The sequence below is a fragment of the Pseudarthrobacter quantipunctorum genome, from assembly GCF_045291495.1.
Taxonomy (GTDB): Bacteria; Actinomycetota; Actinomycetes; order Actinomycetales; family Micrococcaceae; genus Arthrobacter; species Arthrobacter quantipunctorum.
Genome location: NZ_CP148033.1, coordinates 371484 through 395459, shown reverse-complemented (window position 1 = coordinate 395459; position 23976 = coordinate 371484). Strand labels below are relative to the sequence as shown.

16 protein-coding genes are annotated in these 23976 nt (G+C 66.3%); 9 read left to right on the top strand and 7 right to left on the bottom strand.

Features of this window, described 5'->3' with window-relative positions; translation table 11 throughout:
• Window positions 1–73 precede the first annotated feature (73 nt).
• A complete protein-coding gene (locus WHH00_RS01735; RefSeq protein WP_406635998.1) occupies window positions 74–970 on the bottom strand; it encodes a helix-turn-helix transcriptional regulator in 897 nt (298 codons plus the stop codon).
• Between the two features lie 71 nt (window positions 971–1041).
• Window positions 1042–2175, bottom strand: coding sequence for an alpha/beta hydrolase (locus WHH00_RS01730; RefSeq protein ID WP_406635996.1), 1134 nt, complete (start codon window positions 2173–2175; stop codon window positions 1042–1044).
• A 226-nt stretch (window positions 2176–2401) separates the two neighbouring features.
• Between WHH00_RS01730 and WHH00_RS01725 the strand changes: the two genes are divergently transcribed.
• The gene (locus WHH00_RS01725; protein ID WP_406635994.1) at window positions 2402–2875 is read left to right on the top strand and encodes a GNAT family N-acetyltransferase; all 474 of its coding nucleotides are present in this window, start codon (window positions 2402–2404) and stop codon (window positions 2873–2875) included.
• Between the two features lie 214 nt (window positions 2876–3089).
• Window positions 3090–4703 carry a phospholipase D family protein gene (locus WHH00_RS01720; RefSeq protein WP_406635992.1) on the top strand — a complete coding sequence of 538 codons (1614 nt, stop codon included), beginning with the start codon at window positions 3090–3092 and terminating at the stop codon, window positions 4701–4703.
• Between the two features lie 170 nt (window positions 4704–4873).
• On the opposite strand, the gene WHH00_RS01715 is transcribed toward WHH00_RS01720, so the two are convergent.
• Complete coding sequence (locus WHH00_RS01715; protein ID WP_406635990.1) at window positions 4874–5086, bottom strand: hypothetical protein; 213 nt, start codon at window positions 5084–5086, stop codon at window positions 4874–4876.
• A gap of 136 nt (window positions 5087–5222) precedes the next feature.
• Window positions 5223–6080, bottom strand: coding sequence for an amidohydrolase family protein (locus WHH00_RS01710; protein WP_406635988.1), 858 nt, complete (start codon window positions 6078–6080; stop codon window positions 5223–5225).
• A gap of 75 nt (window positions 6081–6155) precedes the next feature.
• Between WHH00_RS01710 and WHH00_RS01705 the strand changes: the two genes are divergently transcribed.
• From WHH00_RS01705 to fdhA, 6 genes are all read left to right on the top strand, one after another.
• Window positions 6156–6902 (top strand): GntR family transcriptional regulator, encoded by a 747-nt coding sequence (locus WHH00_RS01705; RefSeq protein ID WP_406635986.1) that lies wholly within the window; start codon window positions 6156–6158, stop codon window positions 6900–6902.
• Window positions 6903–6905: 3 nt separating this feature from the next.
• Window positions 6906–8177 (top strand): SLC13 family permease, encoded by a 1272-nt coding sequence (locus WHH00_RS01700; protein ID WP_406635984.1) that lies wholly within the window; start codon window positions 6906–6908, stop codon window positions 8175–8177.
• A gap of 124 nt (window positions 8178–8301) precedes the next feature.
• Window positions 8302–8865, top strand: a complete 564-nt coding sequence (locus WHH00_RS01695) for a hypothetical protein (protein WP_406635982.1) — start codon at window positions 8302–8304, stop codon at window positions 8863–8865.
• Window positions 8862–11753 (top strand): ATP-binding cassette domain-containing protein, encoded by a 2892-nt coding sequence (locus WHH00_RS01690; protein WP_406635980.1) that lies wholly within the window; start codon window positions 8862–8864, stop codon window positions 11751–11753. Before WHH00_RS01695 ends, WHH00_RS01690 begins: the two co-directional genes overlap by 4 nt.
• A gap of 380 nt (window positions 11754–12133) precedes the next feature.
• A complete protein-coding gene (locus WHH00_RS01685) occupies window positions 12134–12568 on the top strand; it encodes a hypothetical protein (protein WP_406635978.1) in 435 nt (144 codons plus the stop codon).
• A 711-nt stretch (window positions 12569–13279) separates the two neighbouring features.
• Window positions 13280–14497, top strand: coding sequence for a formaldehyde dehydrogenase, glutathione-independent (gene fdhA, locus WHH00_RS01680; RefSeq protein ID WP_406635977.1), 1218 nt, complete (start codon window positions 13280–13282; stop codon window positions 14495–14497).
• Window positions 14498–14647: 150 nt separating this feature from the next.
• Here fdhA and WHH00_RS01675 read toward each other — a convergent pair whose 3' ends face one another.
• Both WHH00_RS01675 and WHH00_RS01670 read right to left on the bottom strand, forming a co-directional pair.
• Entirely contained in the window at window positions 14648–17503 is a 2856-nt protein-coding gene (locus WHH00_RS01675) for an FAD-binding and (Fe-S)-binding domain-containing protein (protein ID WP_406635975.1), read from the bottom strand.
• Window position 17504: 1 nt separating this feature from the next.
• On the bottom strand, window positions 17505–19229 hold the full coding sequence (locus tag WHH00_RS01670) for an L-lactate permease (protein WP_406635973.1): 1725 nt from the start codon (window positions 19227–19229) through the stop codon (window positions 17505–17507).
• A gap of 138 nt (window positions 19230–19367) precedes the next feature.
• On the opposite strand from WHH00_RS01670, the gene WHH00_RS01665 reads away from it, so the two are divergent.
• A complete protein-coding gene (locus WHH00_RS01665) occupies window positions 19368–20060 on the top strand; it encodes a GntR family transcriptional regulator (protein ID WP_406635971.1) in 693 nt (230 codons plus the stop codon).
• A 38-nt stretch (window positions 20061–20098) separates the two neighbouring features.
• Here WHH00_RS01665 and metH read toward each other — a convergent pair whose 3' ends face one another.
• Window positions 20099–23752, bottom strand: a complete 3654-nt coding sequence (metH, locus tag WHH00_RS01660) for a methionine synthase (RefSeq protein ID WP_406635969.1) — start codon at window positions 23750–23752, stop codon at window positions 20099–20101.
• Window positions 23753–23976: the final 224 nt, after the last annotated feature.

Sequence of the window (23976 nt, the reverse complement as noted above, 5' to 3'; positions counted from 1 at the left end):
GCAGGGACCCCTCGGTGCCCCCGGCGGTGATGCCCGGCGTCGGCCGTTCTTTCGTAGCTGGTGGCCGGCGTCCTCAGCCGTCCGTGCGGGTCTTTACGGATGGAGCCTGGACGGAATTTCCGTACTCGCTGGCCGCCCATGAGGCAAGCAGCTGCATGCGCTCAGCCGACGGCGACCCGGGCTCCGCAGTGTAGATCGTGAGAGTCAGCCCGGGCTCGGCGGCCATCTCCAGCCCCTCGAAAGCGAGAGTCATTTCGCCCACGACGGGGTGGTTGAACGTCTTGAAACCAGTGCCGTGGTGGCGGACGTTGTGCGCACCCCAGCGCCGGCGGAACTCCTCGCTGCGGGTCCCCAGCTCACCGATGAGGTCGTGGAGTTCCTTGTTATGGGGGTCCCGGCCAGCCTCCGTCCGCAGGATGGAAACGGTCACCTCCGCGAAGGCGTCCCAGTCCGGGTAGAACTGGTGGGCACGTTCGTCCAGGAACGTGAACCGGGCGATGTTCGGTGGCTGGCCGGGCATGTCGTAGCAGTCCTTGTAGAACGCGCGGGCCAAGGGATTGACAGCCAGCAGGTCCATCCGGCCGTTGCGAACGAACGCTGGGCCGGCCGTGATCGCATCGAGTACCCATTGCAGGCTCTGGTGCGGAACGTAGGACTTTGAGGTCCGCCGCCTCGGCGGCCGCGCAACCGGGCTGGCCGCCTGGGCGAGGTTGAACAGGTGCGCCCGCTCGGCGTCGTCCAGGCGCAAGGCCCTGGCGATGCTCTCCAGCACCTGGCCGGAGGCACCGCTGATCGCGCCGCGCTCCAGGCGTGTGTAATACTCCACGCTCAGACCGGCCAGGGTGGCCACTTCACTCCGGCGCAAACCCTTGACGCGCCTGTTGGTCCCGGCGGGCAACCCAACCTGCTCCGGGGCCACCTGGCCGCGCCGCGAGACAAGGAATTCGCGTACTTCAGCTCGGTTGTCCATGTGCTTCACGCTAGGGCAAGTCTTGCGGGGGAGGGAGTCCCTTCCAGTACCCCTCCCCCGCAGCCCCCTTCCTAGAGCTGTGTACGGAAGAAGTCCGTGAGCTTGTCGAAGGGGATGAGGCCGGTGCGGTCGTAGAGGTCCACGTGGCCGGCACCGGGAACCCAGAAGAGTTCCTTGGGTCCGGTGGCGAGCCGGTAGGCCTCCTCGCTGAACTCCCTCGAGTGTGCCTGGTCACCGGCGATGAACAGCAGCGGCCGCGGGGCGATCAGGTCCAGGTCGTTGAACGGGTGGAAGTTCATGAACTTGGTGTTGGTGGCCAAAGCTGGGTGCGTGGTGGTGTTGGGGTGGTAGCCGCGGGCGGTCCGGTAGAAGTCGTAGAACTCCCTGTCCACCGCAGTGGAGTCTGCCGTGAGTTCATCCGGTGTGCCGCCGGTGTACTGGATCGCGCCGCCGGCGAACTCGACGTCGCGCTGGGCGGCTGACGTGGCGATGAAGGCCTTGCGCTGTTCCAGCGTCACGGACTTGTTGAGCCCGTCGCGGTTGGCGGCGCCCATGTCGTACATGCTCACCGTGGCGATCGCCTTGATCCGCGGATCGATCTTTGCCGCGCTGATCACGAAGCTGCCGCTCCCGCAGATCCCGATGGCCCCCACGCGTTCCTTGGCAACGAACGCCTGCGCCCGCAGGTAGTCGACGGCGGCGCTGAAGTCCTCGGCGTAGATGTCCGGTGAAACGGAGTTGCCGGGCTTGCCGGCACTCTCGCCCCAGAAGGAGAGGTCGAAGGAAAGCGTGACGTAACCCTGCTCCGCCATCTTGGTGGCGTAGAGGTTGGCGCTCTGTTCCTTCACGGCGCCCATGGGGTGGCCTACAACCAGCGCCGGGTGGGTGGTCCCCCGGTCCAGGTTGTTGGGGACGAAGAGGTTGCCCACAACCTTCATCTCGTACTTGTTCTTGAACGAGATCTTCTTCACCGTGACCTGGTCGCTGGTGTAGAAGTTGTCTGCACCGTAGGAGGTGTCGCCCGGCTCGAGGTCCTTGCGGGAGGTGGGAGCGGCGAAAGCCGGCCCGGCTCCTGCCAGCCCAGCGGCGCTGGAGAGCCCGATGGCCGCCGCGCCTGCCCCTGTCAGCTTGATGATGTTGCGGCGCGACACGCCAGCCTGGATTCCCTGGGATGTGGTGTTATTTGCGTTGCAGTCCGTGCTCATCGTTTTATCCTCGTGATTCGTCGGTTACGTATGTGGTCGGACTTCGTCGTCCTTTCGAGCACACCACAGCCGAAACGGCCAGCGGGAGTCCCTGCTGAGGCTGGTTTTGCCAGAGCCCCCATGCAGTACTCATGAACTGGTCACTCAACGAGAGGGGCCCTGCAGCCAACCGGACTCGGTTGGTGCCGTCACGGGGCACGCCGCGGCAGCCGGTAGATTTGGGCTGATGATTTCCATTGACCGGGACGACCCCGCACGCGGCGACGTCCACCTGCTCCTCAGCGAACACCTGGCGGACATGTACGCCACCTCGCCGGCCGAAAGCGTCCATGCCCTGGACCACTCCGCGCTTTCCTCGCCGGCAATTACGTTCTGGACCGCCCGTGAGGACGGCAACTTGATGGGGTGCGGCGCGCTCAAGATCCTGGATTCCCCTTCCGGCCCGCCGGTGCATGGCGAGATCAAGTCCATGCGCACCACGGCAAGCGCACGGGGACGGGGCGTAGCCACCCTGATGCTCCGCCATATCGTCGACGACGCCCGCGCCCGGAACCTTCAGCGCCTCTACCTTGAGACCGGCACCGAGGACTACTTCGCTCCCGCGCGCCGCCTCTACGCCCGGAACGGCTTCACCGAGTGCCCGCCGTTTGCCAGCTACACCCTTGATCCCAACAGCGTTTTCATGGAGCTCCGCCTCTAAAGGGAGGGCACGGCCCACGAAGGGCGTGGCCCAAGAAGGGCACGGCGGGTTCCCGCGCCATGCGTTCCGCGGATCCACCCGAAAACTTCGAACTTCCCTCCGCCCGCGCCAACGTCCCCACCCAAGGGCTGATGACAATGCCCAACACAGTCGTAGGCTACTAACTAAGGAGGCCGGACGATGAGGGCGGCCCCCGGCCCGGAGGGAACGACGAGTGGACAACAGTGCCGGTTACTGGTTCTTAAGTGGTGCTGAGCGGGAACATGCAGCCACCAACGTGCACGCGGAAGGGGCCGGGTCGCCGGCCTGGTCTGAGGGCAACCTTGTGCGGCCGCTGATTCATGGGGCGGCCTACTTCGCCCGGCTGCATGAGGAACTGTCGGCGCTTGTTGCGGGAGACCGCGTCTGGTTTACGGACTGGCGTGGTGATGGCGACGAGCGGCTTACGCCGGACGGACCGGCGATCGGCGAGTTGCTCGCGCGGCTGGCCCGGGCTGGAGTGGAAGTGCGCGGCCTGATCTGGAGGTCCCACGGCGAGCGCCTGTCTGCCCCCATGAGCAACCGGTCCAATGAGCTCCTCAGCCGCCAGATCAATGACGCCGGCGGCGAGGTGCTGCTGGACCAGCGCGTGCGCCTCTTCGGCTGCCACCATCAAAAATTGTTCGTCATCCGCAACCGTAAAGACCCCTCGCGGGACGTCGCGTTCGTTGGCGGGATCGACCTTTCGCACAGCCGCCGCGACGACGCCGAGCACATGGGAGATCCTCAGGCAGTGGACATGGACCCCCGGTACGGGAAGCAACCGCCGTGGCACGATGCCGCCGTCGAACTTCGCGGCCCGGTGGTGGCAGATGTGCTGGAGCTGTTCGCGGAAAGGTGGAACGATCCCCATCCCCTGGACCGGCGCACGCCGTACCGGATGCTGCTGCAACGGCTGGCCGATATGCCGCGGCACCCCAAGCCCCTGCCGGAGACTGCGCCGCCACCGCCGCCGGCCGGCCCCCACGCCGTGCAGCTGCTGCGAACCTACGGCGTGAAGCATCCGCCGTTCCCGTTCGCCCCCGGCGGTGAGCGGAGCGTTGCCCAGGCCTACACCAAGGCCTTCTCCCTGGCCCGTTCGCTGATCTACATCGAGGACCAGTACCTGTGGTCGGCAGAGGTAGCCGCCGGAATAGCGGCGGCCCTCGAAAAGAACCCTAGGTTGAACGTGATCGCGGTGGTGCCACGGTATCCGGACTCCGACGGTCCGCTCGGAGGGCCACCCAAGCGGCTGGGGCAACTGCGTGCCATCGAAACAATAAGCCGTGTTGCCCCGGACAGATTCGGCGTGTTCAACCTGGAGAACAAAACCGGGACGCCGATCTATGTCCATGCCAAGATCTGCATCATCGACGACATCTGGTTCACGTGCGGCTCGGACAACTTCAACCGACGATCGTGGACCACGGACAGCGAGCTGACCTGCGCGGTCATCGACACCACTACCGGCGAGCAGGAAGCGGCCGGCACAGACACTGGCCCAGGCTCTTCCCGTCCGTTGGCCCACGAGGTCCGGCTCCAGCTCTGGGCCGAGCACCTGGGCCTGGACCAGAGTGACCCCCGGCTCCAGGCTCCGGCCGACGGCCTTGGCCTTTGGAATGCCTCCGCCGATGCCCTGGACGATTGGCACAAAACCGGCGGCCGCCAGCCCCGGCCCAAGGGACACGTGCGGCACCACACCACAGAACCGGTGTCGGCCCTTCAGCGTCTCTGGGCGGCTCCAGCAAACCGCTTCTTTGTGGACCCGGACGGCCGGCCCCGCACATCGCGCGGCACCACACGGTTCTAGGCCGCGGCACCGGGATTCGACGCCAGGATTCAGGCAAGGACAAGCTGCCGCGGGCGTCAGGCGGCTGCATGGCGACGGGACAAAAATGCCTTCCTGCCTTCGTGCCTTCCCCAAGAAAATGAGAGAACGACGACGGACCTGGGGACTGTTTCGCCCCTTTGCGCGAGCTTCTACAACCAGAGCCTTGAGCGGCACCGCCCAAACCCGTCCAGGCATACTTTGGACTCATCCTGCAGCGGATCAGCATCGGCGTCGGGAGCACCCGAAGGCCCATCCAGGGCGGCAGGCCGGCCCGCAACAACACCCGCAAGCTCGTCAACCAGCCCGGCCACGGACGCCAAGGCAGCGGCAACACCGGCGCTGACTCCCGCATCCAAAACCACACCGGCTTCCATAACCAAAGCCCGCAGGAGGGTCTGACATTTTCGGAGGTGCTCGTCCACCGCGGTCATCCTAAGCCCCTGCCAAGATCATCCGCCATGACCTCTGTAGGCCCCCAATGGATCGACGCCTGCCCTATCAGTCGCAGGGGCCTTGGAGCGCCGGTTCAGCGCGGCGGCAAGAAGTGGGTTCAACCCACCCGAAGAGGGTTTGGGCGTTAGTTGTCATCATCCGGTCAAGAAGCTCCTCACCCGCCAGCGTCCGGCCCCATTCAAGAATGCTGGCGTAGGTCTGGTCTTCGTGTCGCGTAAAGGGCCAGTCACTGCCGAACACCAGCCGGTCCGTTGAGCCTGCCTTCACCAGCCTGGCGAACATGTCAGCAGCATCCTGCGGTGAGGACCGGTAGGGCCCTGACACCTTGACCCACACGTGGGCCTGGCCGAAGAGCTGCAGTACAGAGTGGATAGCCCCGGGATTCTGGGCATGAGGCAGACCGAGATGGTCGATGACGATCTTCGAGGGCCAGTTACTGAGCGCTGCCGCCAGGGCGGACCATTGCGTCCCCGACGCCTGAACTTCCAAATGCCAGCCATGCCTGGCCATTGATTGGCCCGCGGCTTTCCACTCAGGGAGAAAGAGGTCCGGCAAGGGCTGACCGATGAGATTCAGGCGGACTCCCCGGACCCCGGCAGCGTCCAAGTCACGCACTCGGTCGGGGGAAAGATCGGCATCAACCCGGTCCGGCGAAACTACAACGACTCCCCGGAGTTCAGCCGGGGCTGAGGCCAGAGCTGCCAGGAGGTAGCTGTTGTCGGAACCGAGGAAGCTGGGTTGAACCAGAACGCCTCGAGCCACGCCGTTCGCGGCCAGAACGTCCAGGTACCGGTTCAAGGGAGCGGCATATTTCGGCACGTAGCGCGCACCTGCAACAGTAGGCAATCCGGGCTCAAAAATGTGGGCGTGGGTGTCGATCCACGGCGCGGGCAGCTCATTCATGCATCTACCCTACCGGAAACCATTAAACCTTTATAGGACTAGACCTATATATGAATTTGTTCTACGCTGTGAGGCATGACACAAGCTTCCAGCTCCCCGGCACTGGCCCAGTCCGACCAGCGGCTTCCCCTACACGTGCGGGTCAAAGACGACCTGATCCGTAGGGTCCGCGCCAATGAATGGGGAAGCACCACACCCCTGCCACCTGAGTCCGCGCTGGCGGAGGCCTACGGCATCTCCGTAGGCACCCTGCGCCGAGTCCTGGCGGAGCTTTCAGCCGAAGGCCTGCTGGAACGCCATCAGGGCCGCGGCACGTACGTGCGCCGCGCCACCTTCCAGCACTCACTCTTCCGTTTCTTCCGGATGCACGGAGGAACAAGCCAGACACCAGAAAGCCGGATCCTTGAAAGGAACGTGCGGGACGCGCCGCTGGAAGTGGCCGAAGCCCTGAAGATCCAGGCCGGGTCCCCCACCGTTCACCTCTACCGGTTGCGTCTTTGGCAGGACACTCCCTTCCTGGTCGAAGACATCTGGCTCCCCTTGCCGCAGTTCCAGCCGTTCGCCGACACCGACATCAAGGACCTCGGCAGCCTGCTGTACCCGGAGTATGAAACCCGGGTTGGAATCGTCATCGGCTCAGCCACCGAGGAACTCTCGGTTACCCAGGCAACCCGGGAGCAGTCAGCACTTCTGGACTGCCAAAACGGGGACCCCCTCGTCAAAATCAACCGCATCGCGCGCACCCACACCGGCGACGTCGCCGAGTACCGCGAGTCCTATGGGCTGGCATCATCATTCCGATACCAAGTGGAGATCAACTAAGCCATGCAAGAACTCGTGGCCGTATCCGGCCTTGTCCTCATCTTCGGCCTCTCAATGTGGCGAAAGATCAACATGGGCGCCGTCGCCCTCGTTGTCGCCTTCCTGCTGGGCGTACTGTACTTCGGCCAGACAGCATCCGGAATAGCCTCCGGCTTCCCAGGCAGCCTCCTCATCACACTCTTGGGCGTGACCTACCTCTTCGGTATGGCCCGGGCCAACGGCACCATCGACCAAATCGTCGGAGGCGCGGTTGGTGCCGTGCGGGGACGGGTTGCCCTGGTCCCATGGGTATTCTTCATCCTCGCCGCCATCATCACCGGCTCCGGAGCACTCTCCGCAGCCACCAACGCCATCCTCATTCCCGTGGGCCTTGCCTTCGCCCAGCGCTACAGGATCAACCCGCTGCTGGTAGGCCTGTGCATCATCAACGGCACCAACGCCGGCGGATTCTCCCCCATCGCCGTCTACTACAACATCGTCGACGGCGTCCTGGACAAAGTCGGCATCTCAGTCGACGCCGGCCAGCTCTTCCTCTGGACCTTCATCGCCAACGTAGTCATCAACGCCGTCGCGTTCATCCTCCTCGGCGGACCCGAGCTCATGAGACGCGGACGCGAAGAAGATACAGCTGACTCCACCACCTCCTACCTCGGCGGCGGCACCGCAACCATCACAAAAACCGCTACCTGGACCGGCCAAAAAATAGTCACCGTAGTGCTCATGGCCAGCATCCTTGTCGGCGCCCTGGGCTTCAAGCTCGACGTCGGATTCCTCGCCCTCGCCGCCGCAGTGACCCTGTCGGCCCTCTACCCGCAGCACTCCAAGGAAGCCCTCGGGCACATCGGCTGGAACGTCATCCTCCTTATCGGCGGAATCGTCACCTACATCAGCATGCTCGAAACCGCAGGCGTCATCAAAGAACTCGCCAACTCCGTCGCCGGGATCGGCACACCCCTGCTGGCAGCGCTCATGATGTTGGTCGTGGCAGGCGTGGTATCAGCCTTCGCCTCCACCAACGCGATGTTCGTCGTGCTCGTCCCGCTGGCAGCACCCCTGCTCACCACCGGCTCCATCGGCGTCCTGGGCTTCGTGATCGCCCTCTGCATCGCCGCCTCGGCCGTCGATTCCAGCCCCTTCTCCACCGGCGGCGCTCTCGTCGTCGCCAACACTGAGGAAGAAAAACGCGAGAAGACCTTCCGCGGCATGATGATCTGGGGGATGTCAATGATCGTTGCAGCACCGCTGCTGGCCTGGCTCCTGTTCGTGGTGATCTAGCACCCCGACACACTGCAGATACAGGAACGACGGCGGGACTCCCCGCCGTCGTTCCTGGCGACGGATGGCGTCACAAAACGCGACGACCTCCGGATCCTGCCGGGCAACGCCCTACCCTTAACAGGTGACTTTGACTAAGATGCGCACCGCCGCCGCGAGCTCCCTCGCCGCCGCCGGTCTCCTGTTTTCCCTCGCCGCCTGTTCCGCGCCGGCCACCCAGCCCTCAGCCTCTGAGCCGGCGTCCACGCCAGCAGCTTCCTCCAGCGCCGCGACATCCGCCGACGCTCCCTGCGACGGCGTAAAGGTCATCGTTGATTCGGGCGCCCTGAAGCAGGAAGCGGCCGACACCAACGTCTGCGTGCCCGTGGACGAGCCCACCGTCGCCGCTGAAATCCTCGAAGAGGCGGACGTTGAAACCGAGGGCACCACCGAATACCCCAACGAACTGGTGTGCCGCGTCAACGGCGTGCCCGCCGCGGACTTCGACATCACCCACAAGGGCGGCACCTACCGGGAAGAATGCGGCAAGATGCCCGCAGCCTTTGCCTACTGGGCCCTCTGGGTGAAGCCGGCCACCGGTGACTGGGCCTACGCCCAGGAAGGCCTCGCCACCCTCAAGGTGAGCCCGGGCGAGAGCCTGGAACTGCTCTTCACGGTCGACGGCGAACCGGCCGCCCCCGCGGCATGACCTTCCGACCCGCGCCGTTACGAGCCGCGGCGGCCCTCGCCGTCGTGTTCATCGCGGCGCGGGTCATTTACCGCATCCTCTTCAACGGGACGGGCATTGGCGAACCGGTCCTGCTGGACCTGCCGGCGATGCGGCTGCCTGCCCCGTACTCCCATGTGGTCCTCCTGGGCCCGGTCACGGGTCCCGGGCTGTGGGCGGCGGTCCTGTCCGCCCTGCCGATAGCCGGGATGTTCCTCGGCTTCGGCCTGCTTAACGCCTTCGTGGATGTGGCGCGCGGCTTTGTCCACCTGGCCCGCCGCGGCCCCATGCAGGGTGTGGGCCGGATGCTGGTGGTGGCCTGGGCGGCTCTCCCTGCGCTGTCCGACGCCGTGACCTCCGTACGCCTGGCGTTCCGGCTGCGGGGCGAAAAGTTTGGACCCCGCGCCCTGGTGCCCATCCTCGAGCACACGCTTGAGCATGCGGGCAGGGTTGCCGCGGCCCTGGAGCTGCGCGGCTTCGGGAGCCGGGCGGAGCACCGTTCCAAGAACGACGACGACGGCCCGCTTCTGGTGCTGGACGCACAGTTCCGCATAGGGGACGCGCAGGTGAACGTCCCCGGATTCACGCCGCCGAGCGGCTCCATCACGGTGATCACCGGGCCCACGGGCTCCGGCAAGTCCACCATCCTGCGGGGGATCGCGGGCCTCCTCTCACATGTTGACGGGGGCGAAGTTTCCGGCACGGTGAGCGTCGCCGGCATGGACCGGGCCGCCACGCCGCCGCGCGATACCGCCCGCGTCGTCGGCGTCGTACTGCAGAATCCCCGCGCCGCCTTCGCCACCACCAAGGTCCGGGACGAAATCTCCCTGGCCCTTGAACTGCGCGGCGTGCCGTCCACTGCCGCCAAGGCCCGGGTGCTGGAGGTCGCCGACCGTATCGGAGTGGCGGCGCTGCTGGACCGGAATGTCAGCACGCTCTCGGCAGGCGAGGCAACGCTTGTGGCCATCGCCGCCGCGGTGGTGGAAAATCCGGCGCTGCTCCTGGTGGACGAGCCCCTGGCCGACCTCGACACCAAGGCCCGCGGGCACGTCATCGCCGTGCTCCACGCCCTCGCCCGCGACGCCGGCGTCTCCGTCATCGTCGCCGAGCACCGTGCCGAAGCGCTCGTCCCGGTGGCCGACTCGTGGTGGACCATCGACGACGGCACATTGATCCCAGCTGCAGGGGCTCCGGGTGCCTCGCCGTCGCCTTCTGCCCCGATCCAGGCCCGGCAGATCCCGTCCCTGCCAGCTGACATCGCGCCTGTGTTGACGGCGACAAACCTCGCCGTGCACCGCAAAGGCACGCCGCTGGTGCGCGACGCATCCCTCACCCTGCACCGCGGCGAAGTAGTAGCCTTGGTGGGGCCGAACGGAGCCGGGAAGTCGTCCCTCCTGGTCGCGCTCGCCCTCGGTGAAGGCAGCGGCGGGAAAGGGAGAGGCGGCGAAAGCGGAGGTGTTGTAACAACGTTCGACGGCGGCCGCGTCGCCCTCGTGCCGGACGCCTCCGACGACCTCTTCACCAGGGATACGGTGGCGGGAGAGCTCCGAGCGGCCGAGCGGCGCCTTGCCCGTCGAAAGAACGGCCGACAGCTCACGCCTGGCTATGCGGCGTCGCACCTGGCCCGGCTGCGGGGTGACGTCACGATCCCCATTGGGCACGAGCATCCCCGGGATCTCTCTGCCGGCGAGCGCAGGATCCTTGCCATTGCGTTGCAGACCATGGACAGTCCCGAGGTCCTCCTGATCGACGAGCCCACCCGCGGACTCGATCCGGCAGCACGCACCGCGGTCGCCTCGGCCCTAAAAGCCGCCGCTGACTCCGGCGCGGCGGTCCTCATCGCCACGCACGACCACGACTTTGCCCACGGCCTCGGCGCCCGGATCCTCCCGATGCGGGACGGCGTCGCGCCGTCTGCTTTGGAGGACAAGTCGCCGGAAACCGCCTCGGCTGTGGCCGCCACGGCGCAGCCGGCCACAGCACCGCGAATCCCGGCACCAACGTATGTCGACGCGCCATCCGATATCACCAGCGCGAAGAAGCCGCACCGCATCCGGCTGCCGCGCGGCGTCGAGCTCTCAATACTCGCCGCGGCGAACCTCCTGGCCCTCGGCGCTTTCTGCTGGCCGCTGCTCGCCGCCGCCCTCCCGTCGGATGCCGCCGCAGCCCTCCCCTACGCTGCGCTGGCCATCGCACCCCTCGCCGCCGTCGCCGTCGTCGTATCCCTGGACGGTTCCGTCCGCTCGGCACACACGGTGGCGCTGCTCGGCGTACTGGCCGCGGTAGGTTCCGCGGTGCGGGTGGCGAGTACCGGCGTCGGGGGCGTGGAAGCGGTCTTTATCCTGCTGATCCTGGCCGGCCGGGCGTTCGGTGCCCGGTTCGGCATGCTCCTCGGGGCCGCCACCATCGCCCTCTCAAGTGCGTTGTGGGGCGGGATCGGGCCGTGGACGCCGTTCCAGATCTTCGCCTGTGCGTGGGTGGGCGCGGGCGCGGGCCTGCTCCCCCGACGGGTGCGCGGGCGGGCGGAACTGTTGATGCTGTGCGGCTACGGCGCCGTGGCGTCCTACCTGTTCGGCCTACTGACCAACCTGTGGTTCTGGCCGTTCGCGGTGGGCGCCGGCACCGGCATCTCCTACGAGCCCGGCGCGCCGCTGGCCACCAACCTCTCCAGCTTCCTGCTGTACTCGCTGGTGACGTCGACGGCGGGCTGGGACACCCTGCGTGCCGTCACCACGGTCATTGGAATCGTTCTGGTGGGGCGGGCCATCCTCGCCGCGTTCCGGCGGGTGAAGCCGGTCTCCAGTGCTGGCAGGCAAGCCGTGCAGGCCCACTCTGCCCAGGCCAAGGACCGGCTTCAACTCAAGGTCTGAGGACGCCCGAACCCGATGAATCCGAGGGCTTGCCACAGCGAAGGACGCGCTCAGCGAACGGGGCGCGTCCTTTTGCTTGCCCGCAACAGCAGCGAGCAGGAGTGGCCACCCGCCGTATTCGGCCTGTCCACCGGAAGGGCCCGCTTCCACCGTCCTACCCCCACCGCAGGTAAATGCCTTCGCCGGATTCGGGTATCTGGTACCCGGGTGCCCATCAGCCCGCGGCCGTACCGTGGACAGCGGAGCCGGCGGCGAAGGTGTACGGCTGAGACCACGTGCATCTCCCCCAGCCGCCGCCGGCTCCATTCTCGGTGAGTGGCCGTGCTGCGCCCCTACGCGTCGTGGCGCAGTGGCAAGACACTTGAAGGAGAGCGGACACTATGACCCCTGGCGAAACACCGGCCTACGAGCCGACGCAGTACGAAGCTGGGTGGCGGTTGAAGCCGCGCCCGTGGCCTGTTGGCCCACGTGAGAGCTACGGAAAAGTGGACTTTGATGACAGTGAGGGAAAATCGGTCCTCACGCTCTACATTCAGCGCGGGCCCGAAGAAGGCTACGTCCTGCACGTCGAGCACTTAGCCGCGCCACTGCGGGTGGATGGTACGCTCCTTCGCCTGAGCCCGGCTCCTCACTTGGACAGGAGGGCCGCGGACTTCCGCCGGATCTCCGCTGCCCGTACGGTTGCTGCGAAGGCTGAAGCCGAGCTGGACGCCGCCGTCAGCGTAGCCCGCGCGAACGGAGACTCGTGGGAGGTTATCGGTGCCGCCCTCGGCACGTCCGCTCGAACTGCCCGGGAGCGGTTCGGACACCATTGAGTTGAAGAATCTGCTGTCGACGAGGTGACGAACGTGCTTATACGACGGCGAAGCGGGCAGGCCGCGAATGCTCACTCCGGCCAGGCCAAAGACCGCCCCCGCCTGACACCCTGAAGTACTTGGCCTCCGGGTAGTGGAACACGAACGCGACGGTGGATCGTTCGGTGTGCTTTCGGCTCCTCGGCTGAACCCCGGCGCCTTGCAGTGACAGGACCAGCCCCTTGTTGATGATGTGCGTCAGGGACCTGCCTATTGAGTAGGGGCGTTGGCTTCGACTGCGGCGTTTAGTTCCTCAAGAGTCGGCGGGTCCGGGCGACCACGGAAGTGTTATGAGCCGCTGATCGTTCATGCACCAATTTTGCATGGTTATCCTCCAAATCTTGCGCTTTTGTTGCATCTCTAGTGACCCTAGTCTCATCACTACAAGCTCTTCGACCATCAGATTGATACTTGTCCGATTCAGCGCCGGGCAGGCAGCATCGGGGTGCTGTTTCCACCGGACACGGCATCCCACTGACGGCCTTCGCCCTCGCGAAGGAAGAGCTGTCCTGTGTCCGTGAAGGGTGCTTCGGTGGCCTGAAACCTGGGGAGGTATCCTCATCAAAGCATCCTTCACGGGCTACGGGGCAGCGCCTGCAACTTTGCCGGACCAGTGCCAGGCCATCCGAGTGGGAGGCCTGGCACCAAATACCCCTACTCAAAGGAGTGTCCATGTCAGGAAACAAAGCCGTCGCCTACAAGGAACCCGGTGTCGTCGAAATCATCAACACCGACTACCCGACGTTCGAACTCAAGGACGGGCCAGGAGTCAATCCAGCCAATGTGGGCCGGAAAGTACCCCACGGTGTCATCCTGCGCACGGTGACCACCAACATCTGCGGCTCCGACCAGCACATGGTACGGGGCCGGACCACCGCTCCCAAGGACCTCGTCCTCGGCCATGAAATCACCGGTGAAGTGGTGGAAGTCGGTCCGGACGTGGAGTTCATCAAGGTGGGAGACATCGTCTCCGTGCCCTTCAACATCTCCTGCGGCCGTTGCCGGAACTGCAAGGAGCGCAAGACCGGCATCTGCCTGAACGTCAACCCGGACCGCCCGGGCAGCGCCTACGGGTACGTGGATATGGGCGGATGGGTGGGCGGCCAGGCGGAATATGTGTTGGTCCCCTATGCTGACTGGAACCTGCTCAAGTTCCCGGACCGCGACCAGGCCCTGGAAAAGATCATGGACCTGACCATGCTTTCCGATATCTTCCCCACCGGCTTCCACGGCGCCGTCACTGCCGGAGTGGGCGTAGGATCCACCGTCTACATTGCCGGCGCCGGCCCGGTGGGCCTCGCAGCCGCCGTTGGCGCGCAGCTGCTCGGTGCCGCCGTCGTGATTGTCGGTGACATGAATGAAGACCGACTGGCTCAGGCCCGCTCCTTCGGCTGCGAAACGGTGAACGTCTCCAACGGCGATCCGAAGGACCAGATCGAGCAAATCCTGGGCGTCCCCGAAGTGGATTGCGGCGTGGACGCCGTAGGGTTCGAAGCGCGCGGTCACGGCAAGGACGCCTCACACGAGGCCCCGGCCACCGTGCTGAACTCCCTCATGGACATCACCGCTGCAGGCGGGGCCCTGGGCATTCCCGGCCTGTATGTCACCGGCGACCCGGGTGGAATCGACGAGGCCGCAAAGCACGGCTCCCTGTCCCTGTCCTTGGGCACCGGATGGGCAAAGTCCCTGTCCTTCACCACCGGCCAGTGCCCTGTCATGTCGTATAACCGCCAGCTGATGATGGCGATCCTGCACGACAAGGTCCAGATCGCCAAGGCAGTAAACGCCACAGCGATTCCGCTTGAGGATGCGCCGCGCGGCTACGCCGAATTCGACGCTGGTTCGGCAACGAAGTTCGTGCTGAACCCGAACGGATACGTCAAGGCGTAGAACGTCAGCTGGTAGGGCCGGGGACTGCGAAGCAAACACCATCTGGTGAGGGCCTCACCGTCCCCGGCACTACCTCACACCACCCGCCAACGAAGGGCCCAATCTCCTTCGTTCAGGAAAAGACGGTTCTGCCAGGCCTGGTCTTCAACGCTAGGGGATCGTTACGACGTCTTCCCTGGGCCGCGTCACTTCCTCCAGCAGCTCCAGCACGTGCCGGTACTCAGCCCCGGTTGCCCGGGTCATGCCCAGCTCGCAGGTGCGGTTGCAGGACGCATGGGCTGACGCGCCCAGCTCCGCGACTTCCTCCCCCTGCTTCCGCGTGGCCGACTCCGTGAGCTCCGGGTGGAGCATGCCTCGGTCCCCCGCGAAGGCGCAGCAGCCCCAGTTCACGGGGACATCCACCTTCTCCGCCACTGCACCGGCCACCGCATCCAGGGACGCGTTGATCCCCATGCGCGTGGACGAGCAGGTGGGGTGCAGTGCCAGCGAATCCAGCTTCTTGTGGTCCGGGAGCCTGGGCAGGATGTGTTCGGCTGCGAAATCCACCGCATCCACAATCCGCAGCGGACGCTGGCCCACCAGGGAAACATCCGATTCCACGGCCTGGCGCAGGCCCTCCGTGCAGGAGGAGGCGTCGCAGATGATGGCCAGTTCGCCGTCGCGGGTGGCTTCCCGGAGTGCGGCCAGGGTCTTCTCCTGCATGGTCGCCTGGCCGGCCACCATGCCCTTGGAGGACCAGGGAGTGCCGCAGCACAGGCCATCGATGCCCTGCGGCACCAGCAGGGTGATCCCGGCCCGTTCGCACAGCTGCTCGAAGCTGTACTGGACTCCCGGCCCGGGCGTGCCGGACTGGTCCGCACCAGCCGGCCCGAACATGGTCCCCACGCACGCGGGGAAGTAGACGGCGTCCGGTGCCCGGTCCGGCGTCGGACGTTTCCGCACGGAACCGCCGCCTGGCAGCTCGGCCGAGTACAACGGGACGGTGTCGGTGCCCAGGACCGCCCTGGCGGCCTTGTTGGGCGGGACCAGCGCGGCGGCCGGCAGCTTGTTGACCACCGTCAGCGCCAGCGAGGCACCGCGGGTCACCTTTTCCCAGTGCTTGGCAGCCGCGTTCCAGGCGCCGCTGGCCACGGAACCGGCGTCGGAACGCCTGATCCGCTTGACCAGGAGCCCGGTGTTGATCTCCACCGGACAGGCCGTCTGGCACATGCCATCGACCGCGCAGGTCTGCACCGATTCGTAGTCGTAGTCCTTCTCCAGCTGTTCCACGAGTGCCGTGTCCCCGGCCAGACGCGCGGCCTCGATGGCACGCAGGGTGACGATGCGCTGCCGCGGCGTCAGGGTGAGGTCCTTGCTGGGGCACACCGGCTCGCAGTAGCCGCAGGAGACACAGCGGTCCACCTCGTCGGCCACCGGCGGCGCCGTTTTGATGTGCCGGAGGTGCGCCTCGGGATCGTCGTCCAGGATGACGCCGGGGTTCAGGATCCCGCGTGGATCGAACAGCTCCTTGATCCGGCGCATCACGCCGTACAGCTCATCCCCGTACTGCCGCCGCACATAGGGCGCCATCACCCGTCCGGTGCCGTGCTCGGCTTTTAGTGAGCCGCCCTCCCCCAGCACCAGGTCCACCATGTCCTCGGTGAACGAGCTGTACCTGTCCAGCTCCTCGGCGGTGGTGAACCCGTCCGTGAGCATGAAGTGGACGTTGCCGTCCTTGGCGTGGCCGAAGATCACGCTGTTGCTGTAGCTGTACTTGTCGAACAGCCCGATGAGGTCCTGGCAGGTGCGGCCCAGCACGGGAACCGGGACCACGATGTCCTCCAGCAGGGCGGTGGTCCCCTGCGGCCGGGCGCCCGCCACCGACGCGTACAGGCCCTTGCGCAGGTGCCAGAGCCCCGCACGTGCTTTGGCGTCACCCGTGAAGTGGGCTTCGGCGGTGAGGCTCAGCTCCTTGAGGATGCTTTCACCGCCCTGCTGCAGTTCCGCGAGCCGGTCCTGCCCTTCGGCCGAGTATTCAACCAGCAGGGCAGCGTGGTCCCGCACCACCAGGTCACGTACGACGGCGGGAGTCCCCTTCAGCGTCTGGCCCACCTTGAGGGACAGCGCGTCCATGAGTTCCACCGTGGCCGCGCCGGTTTCCACCAGCGCGGGCAGGGCGGCGTTGGCCGCCTGCAGGTCCGGGAAGACGAGCAGTCCGGTGGCGGCGTGCTGCAGCCGCGGAACGGTGCGGAAGACGGCCTCCGCCACAAAGCCCAGGGTTCCCTCGCTGCCGACGATCAGGTGGGCCATGATGTCCACCGGGCTGCTGAAGTCCAGCAGCGTATTCAGGCCGTAGCCCATGGTGTTCTTCATGGCGAACTGCTGCCGGATCCTGCGCACGGACTCACTGTTCCCGCGCACCCTGGCCGCGAGTTCCGCCAGCCCCTGGTAAAGCTCCGGCTCCAGCGCGCGCAGCTTGGTGTCCGCGTCCGGGGCTCCGGTGTCAATGACTGTCCCGGACGGGAGCACGACGGTGAGGGACTCAAGCGTACGGTAGGCGTTGTCCACGGTGCCGCAGTTCATGCCGGACGAGTTGTTGGCCACCACCCCGCCAATGGTGCACGCGGCCTCGCTGGCCGGATCGGGCCCGAACTTCCGGCCGTAGGGTGCCAGCCGGGCATTCAGCGCCCGCACCGTGACGCCGGGCTGCACCCGGACGCGCGCACCGCCGTCGAGCACTTCAACGTCCCGGAAATTGCGCCGGACGTCCACCAGCACGCCGTCGGTGACGGCCTGGCCGCTGAGGCTGGTTCCGCCGGAGCGGAACGTGAGCGGGACGCCCTGGGCGGCGCTCGCGCGGAGCAGCCCGCCCACGTCGGCTGCGCTTCCGGCGGTGACCACGGCCTGCGGGATCAGCAGGAAGTGGGAGGCGTCGTGGGCGTTTGCGTGCAGGTCGATGGCCCGGGTTTTGACCTGGGCGGGATCGGTGACGGCGGAGCGGAGGGCAGCGAGGTCCAGCGGTGCCATATCAGGGAACCATCCAGCCGAGGACGGGGGTGGACTGCAGGAAGATCAGGAGCGTGATGAGGGCCAGGAGGCCCACGCTCCAGCCGATGAGCTTGCGGAACAGGGTTCCCTCGGCACCGTCAAGACCCACCGCAGCCGAGGCCACGGCCAGGTTCTGCAGGGACAGCATCTTGCCCATCACGCCGGCGGACGAATTGGACGCAGCCATCAGCACGGGTGAAAGTCCGGTCTGCTCCGCTGCGGTGGCCTGCATCTGCCCGAACAGCGAGTTGGAGGAGGTGTCCGAGCCGGTGAGTGCCACGCCGATCCAGCCGATCAGCGGCGAGAGCAGGGCGAAGAAGCCGCCGGCGGAGGCCAGGGCGAAGCCCAGGGTGGTGGTCTGGCCGGACAGGTTCATCACGAAGGAGAGGCCCAGCACGGCGGTGACGGTGACGATGGTCCAGCGCAGCTGCACCACGGTGTCGCGGTAGATGCGCAGGCCCTGGGATGCCTTGATTTTGTACAGCAGCATGGTGAGCACGCCGGAGAACAGCAGCAGGGTGCCGGTGGCTTTGAGGTGGTCCAGCTTGAACTTGGTGGCCGCCACGGGCTTGCCCGCCGAATCGGTGATGTCCAGGCCGGGCCAGGCGAACGTCACGCTGCCCACCTGGGTCAGCCAGGCCTTGACGGCAGGGATCTGGGCCACCGAGAACACGGCGATGATGATCAGGTAGGGGGCGATGGCCATCCAGATCTGGCGCGGCTCGGGCCGGGAGTTGTCTGTGGGGATGGCGGGGTCTGCAGGCAGGGCGCTGCCGCCACTGCCGCGTGCCGCCGTCGTACCTTCCTGTGCCGTGGAGCCGCCCGTTCCGCCGGCGCTGACGACGGCGGGGATCGCAGCAGCCTCCACGGCACCGCCCATGCCCACGGTTTCCTTTGGCTGCCAGACCTTCAGCATGAGCAGGACTGCGGCCACGGTGACGACGGCGGCGACGACGTCCGTGAGTTCCACCGCGAAGTAGTTGGAGGTGACGAACTGGGCCAGGCCGAAGGCGGCGCCTGCCACCAGTGCCACGGGCCAGGTCTGCTTGACGCCGCGGCGGCCGTCCACGATGAACACCAGCAGCAGCGGGACGATCAGGGCGATGAACGGCGTCTGGCGTCCGGCCATGGCGGACAGCTCATTCAGCGGCAGGCCGGTGACGCCGTTGAGAGCAATGATGGGTGCGGCCATGGCGCCGAACGCCACGGGAGCGGTGTTGGCCAGCAGCGAGACAATCGCGGACTTCAGGGGTTTCATGCCGGCGGCCATCAGCATGGCTGCGGAAATTGCCACGGGTGCGCCGAAGCCGGCCAGCGACTCAAGCAGCGCACCGAAGCAGAAGGCGATGAGGATGGCCAGGATCCGCAGGTCGTTGGAGATGGAACGGATGGTGCGTCCCAGAACCTCGAACCACGGCGTGGCCACGGTGAGCCGGTAGATCCAGAGGGCGTTCACCAGGATCCACAGGATGGGGAACAGCCCGTAGAAGATGCCGGCCGCCGTGGCGCTCAGGGCCTGGTTGACCGGCATCTGCCAGCCGACGACGGCCAGCACCAGTGACAGCGCCAGGCCGGCCAGGGCGGCGAAAGGTGCTTTGACCTTGAAGACGCCAAGGAGGACGAAAAGCAGGACGAGGGGAAGAGCTGCGCAAAGGGCTGAAATCACGAGGGACCCGGCGATGGGGTCGAGGATCTGCTGAAACATGTGTCTCCAGATTGTGTTAGGCGTCACAACACCGTGGCGCCCTTCGATTGTCTAACAAGTACACATGTTGGTCAAGTATGGATGTTGTTCTGTCTGGCAAGATGAAGTAACTCGGAAAGAACCTTGGAAGGAACGCACGTGCCCGGTCGCATTGCAGCAGTCTCCATCGTGGAGGCGATAGCCGCGGATCTGCGGAGCCGAGTCTTCTCCGGTGAGCTCGGTTCCGGGGAGGCGCTCACCGAGACGGACGTCGCTTCCACCTACGAGGTGGCCCGCCCCACCGCCAAAGCCTCCATTGAAAAGCTCGTGGCCGAAGGGCTGCTGGACAGGGGAACGCACAAGACGGCACGCGTGGTGGATCTGGGACCGGAGTCGGTCCGAGACATCTACCTGGCCAGGGCCTACCTGGAAAGCGAAGTGCTGCGCCGGCTTGCCTCCGGCCGGACCGTTCCGGCCGGTGCCGTGCAGGCGAACAAGGACATTGCCGCCGTGAAGAGCGGTGCGCCGCTGGACGTGGTGGAACCGGACATGAGGTTCCACACCAGCCTGATCGATGCTGTGGGCAATACGCGCATCAGCAAGATGTACCGGTCGCTCGTTGGGGAAGTCCGCCTGTGCATGTCCCGTGTACAGTCGCTGCACCTCCTCGACACCGCCCTGATCCAGGCGGAGCACCAGAGGCTGCTGGAACTGATTGAGGAAGGCCGGGGTGACGAAGCCGCCGGGCTGCTCGACGTCCATTTGGGGCGCGCTCGTGAACGGCTGGTCGCTGCAATGGGTGGCGAGGCCGGACCTGAAGCCCACTCGCCATCCGACTTGGTAGCCGAGTAAAGAGCCTGGCTGTTCCGCCGCCCAAGACCGGCCTCAGCTCACACCTTGAAGTACTTCGCCTCGGGGTGGTGGAACACGAACGCGTCGGTGGACTGCTCGGGGTGCAGCATCAGCTCATCGCTCAAAACAACGCCCATCCGCTCGGGCTTCAGCAGCTCCGTCACCTTGCGGCGGTCCTCCATGTCCGGGCAGGCGGGGTAGCCGAGCGAGAACCGCGCACCGCGGTACTCCAGCTTGAAATACCCTGCTGTGTCCTTCGGCTCCTCGGCGGCGAAACCAAGTTCCTTGCGGATCCGCGCATGCCAGAACTCCGCCAGCGCCTCGGTGAGCTGCATGACCAGGCCGTTGAGCTCGTAGTAGTCGCGGTACTGGTTGGCAGCGAACATCTTGGACGTGAACTCCTCGATCTTCGAGCCGGCGGTGACCAGCTGGACCGGCAGCACGTCGATCTGCCCCGATTCGCGCGACTTCACGAAGTCGGCCAGGCACAGGTGCCGGTCGCGGCGCTGGCGCGGGAAATCGAAGCGCAGCCGGTCGGTACCGGTCGGACCGCCTGAACCACCGTCCGGGGCGAGCAAACCCGCGGCGCCCAGGACGCCGTCGCGATCCTCCCCGTGGTGCAGCACCACCACCTGCTCCCCCTCGGAAACCACCGGGAAGTAGCCGTAGGCGACGGACGCGTCGAGCATGCCCTCGGCGAGGATGCGGTCCAGCCAGTAGCGCAGGCGCGGTCGGCCCTCGCGTTCAACGAGCTCCTCGTAGGAGGCGCCGTCCTCGCCGCGGCCGGGCTTGAGCCCCCACTGCCCCATGAACGTGGCACGCTCATCAAGGAACGCCGCGTAGTCGTGCAGCGCGACGCCCCGCACAATGCGCGTGCCCCAGAACGGCGGCGCGGGCACGGGATTGTCGGAAGCGACGTCGGACCGGCCGGGCATTGCCTCAGGCTCGGTCACCGTGAACTTCGCCCCGCCCTTGTGGATGCGCTTCTTCAAAGGCGGCAGGCCGACGTCGTCCGGGGACGCGCCGCGGGCCACCTTCACCAGCGGCTCCATGAGGGCGAGGCCCTCGAACGCGTCCTTGGCGTACCGGACCACGCCGTCAAACTGTTCCGCCAGGTCCTGCTCCACGTAGGCGCGGGTCAGGGCTGCGCCGCCGAGGATGATGGGCCACTTCTTCGCCAGACCGCGGGACTGCAGCTCCGCAAGGTTCTCCTTCATCACCACGGTGGACTTCACCAGCAGCCCGGACATGCCGATCACGTCCGCGTTGTGCTCCTCCGCCGCGGCCATGATCTCGGCGATGCCCTGCTTGATGCCGATGTTGATGACTTTGTAGCCGTTGTTGGTGAGGATGATGTCCACCAGGTTCTTGCCGATGTCGTGCACGTCGCCGCGGACGGTGGCGATCACCATGGTGCCCTTGCCGGAGGAATCCGACTTCTCCATGTGCGGCTCGAGCAGCGCGACGGCGTTCTTCATCACCTCGGCGGACTGCAGCACGAACGGCAGCTGCATCTCGCCGGCACCGAAGCGTTCGCCCACCACCTTCATGCCCTCGAGCAGGTGGTCATTGATGATGCCGAGCGGGGTCATGCCCTCGCTGCGTGCCAGGTCGAGGTCCTCTTCGAGGCCTTTGCCTTCGCCGTCGATGATGCGCCGTTCCAGGCGCTGGCCGGTGGGCAGCGCCGCGAGTTCGGCGGCGCGCTGGTCCTTGAGCGCTGCGGTGTCGACGCCGGCGAACATGTCCAGCATGACGGCAAGGGGGTCGTAGGTGGTGTTGCCGTCGGCGTCGTATTCGCGGCGGTCCCAGACCAGGTCCAGCGCCACCTTGCGCTGCTCTTCCGGCAGGGAGGCGAGCGGCACGATCTTGGCGGCATCGATGATGCCGCTGGTCAGGCCCGCCTGCGCGGCCTCGTGCAGGAACACCGAGTTCAGGACGACGCGCGCCGCGGGGTTCAGGCCGAAGGACACGTTGGAGACGCCGAGCGTGGTGTTGATGCCGGGGTACTTGGCGGTGATCTGGCGGATGGCCTCGATGGTTTCGATGCCGTCCCGGCGGGTTTCTTCCTGGCCGGTGGCGATGGGGAAGGTCAGGGCGTCCACGATGATGTCCTCGACGCGCATCCCCCATTCGCCCACCAGTGCGTCGACGAGGCGGGAGGCGATGGCCACCTTGCCCTCGGTGGTGCGGGCCTGGCCCTGTTCGTCAATGGTCAGGGCGATCACGGCGGTGCCGTGTTCCTTCACGAGCGGCATGATGCGCGCGAAGCGGCTGTTCGGGCCGTCGCCGTCCTCGTAGTTGACGGAGTTGACCACCGGGCGGCCACCGATGAGCTCAAGCCCGGCCTGCAGCACGGGCGGTTCGGTGGAGTCGATGACCAGCGGGAGGGTGGAGGCCGACGCGAACCGCGAGACGATCTCCTTGATGTCCGCGACGCCGTCGCGCCCCACGTAGTCGATGCAGACGTCCAGCAGGTGCGCGCCGACGCGGACCTGCTCGCGGGCGATGTCCACGCAGTCGTCCCAGCGCTCTTCGAGCATCGCCTGGCGGAACGCCTTCGAACCGTTCGCGTTGGTGCGCTCACCGATGGCGAGGTAGGCGGAATCCTGGTCAAACGGCACGTGGTGGTAGAGGGAGGCGATGCCGGCTTCACGCTCGGTAGGGGTGCGGGCGGGGCCGTTGCTGGCTTTCGTCTCCGTGGTGACGGGGGCTGCGGTGCGGAAGGGCGCAAGGCGTTCGACGACGGCAGCCATGTGCTCCGGCGTCGTACCGCAGCAGCCGCCCACCAGGCCCAGACCGAACTCGCGGACGAACTGTTCGTGCGCGGTGGCGAGTTCGGTGGGTGACAGCGGGTAGTGAGCGCCGTTGGGGCCGAGGACCGGGAGGCCGGCGTTAGGCATGCAGGCGATGGCCACGGATGACTGCTTGGAGAGGTGGCGGAGGTGCTCGCTCATCTCGTCCGGGCCGGTGGCGCAGTTCAGGCCGATAGCGTCGACGCCGAGCGGCTCGAGCGCGGTGAGCGCCGCGCCGATCTCGGAGCCCATCAGCATGGTTCCGGTGGTCTCGACGGTCACCTCGACGAAGATGGGGAGCCGGACGCCGCGGGTGACGATGGCCTGCTTGCAGCCGTTGACCGCGGCCTTGGTCTGCAGGAGGTCCTGGCTGGTTTCGATGAGGAAGGCATCCGCGCCGCCGTCGATGAGACCCTCGGCCTGCAGGGCGAAGGTCTGCTTGAGGTAGTCGTAGCTGGTGTGGCCGAGGCTGGGGAGCTTGGTGCCCGGCCCCATGGAACCGAGGACCCACCGCATGCGTCCGTCTGCTTTTTCTGCCGCTTCGGCGCGTTTTCGCGCGATCTCGGCGCCTTTGCGAGCGAGCTCCTCGATGCGGTCGTCGATGCCGTAGTCGGAGAGGTTGGACCAGTTGGCGCCGAAGGTGTTGGTTTCCACGGCGTCGATGCCCGTGGCGAAGTAGGCGTCATGGATGTCCGCGAGGACGTCCGGCCGGGTGTCATTGAGGATCTCGTTGCAGCCTTCGAGGCCCTGGAAGTCTTCCTCAAGGGAGAGGTCCCGGCCCTGCAGCATGGTGCCCATGGCGCCGTCGGCAATGACGACCCTGTGGTTCACAGCGTCCAGAAGCTCCTGCGAACGGGCAGGGCGGGGCACGGACTCAATATCAAGCGCAAAACGAGGCATCTAAACAGGTTACGTGCGGGGACCGGAAGGTTGCGCTGTGTGTCCGTGTACTACGACGGCAGGAGGCGCCTAGTCGTTGTTCGCATGCGCTTGAGTCAGCAGCTGGCCGAGGACAGGCGTCAGCAGTCTAGGAGTCTCGCTTCGGCAGTTGCAGCGGTTGCACAAGCCAGGGCGGTTGTTCTCCCCTCTTTTCGACATGAAGTCATAGCTGCAAGCAGATGAGT

What these genes read in the sequence shown, in the direction of transcription:
- WHH00_RS01735 (WP_406635998.1), bottom strand. Translation starts at nt 970, where the DNA reads ATGGACAACCGAGCTGAAGTACGCGAATTCCTTGTCTCGCGGCGCGGC.
- WHH00_RS01730 (WP_406635996.1), bottom strand. Translation starts at nt 2,175, where the DNA reads ATGAGCACGGACTGCAACGCAAATAACACCACATCCCAGGGAATCCAG.
- WHH00_RS01725 (WP_406635994.1), top strand. Translation starts at nt 2,402, where the DNA reads ATGATTTCCATTGACCGGGACGACCCCGCACGCGGCGACGTCCACCTG.
- WHH00_RS01710 (WP_406635988.1), bottom strand. Translation starts at nt 6,080, where the DNA reads ATGAATGAGCTGCCCGCGCCGTGGATCGACACCCACGCCCACATTTTT.
- WHH00_RS01705 (WP_406635986.1), top strand. Translation starts at nt 6,156, where the DNA reads ATGACACAAGCTTCCAGCTCCCCGGCACTGGCCCAGTCCGACCAGCGG.
- WHH00_RS01700 (WP_406635984.1), top strand. Translation starts at nt 6,906, where the DNA reads ATGCAAGAACTCGTGGCCGTATCCGGCCTTGTCCTCATCTTCGGCCTC.
- WHH00_RS01690 (WP_406635980.1), top strand. Translation starts at nt 8,862, where the DNA reads ATGACCTTCCGACCCGCGCCGTTACGAGCCGCGGCGGCCCTCGCCGTC.
- WHH00_RS01685 (WP_406635978.1), top strand. Translation starts at nt 12,134, where the DNA reads ATGACCCCTGGCGAAACACCGGCCTACGAGCCGACGCAGTACGAAGCT.
- fdhA (WP_406635977.1), top strand. Translation starts at nt 13,280, where the DNA reads ATGTCAGGAAACAAAGCCGTCGCCTACAAGGAACCCGGTGTCGTCGAA.
- WHH00_RS01675 (WP_406635975.1), bottom strand. Translation starts at nt 17,503, where the DNA reads ATGGCACCGCTGGACCTCGCTGCCCTCCGCTCCGCCGTCACCGATCCC.
- WHH00_RS01670 (WP_406635973.1), bottom strand. Translation starts at nt 19,229, where the DNA reads ATGTTTCAGCAGATCCTCGACCCCATCGCCGGGTCCCTCGTGATTTCA.
- metH (WP_406635969.1), bottom strand. Translation starts at nt 23,752, where the DNA reads ATGCCTCGTTTTGCGCTTGATATTGAGTCCGTGCCCCGCCCTGCCCGT.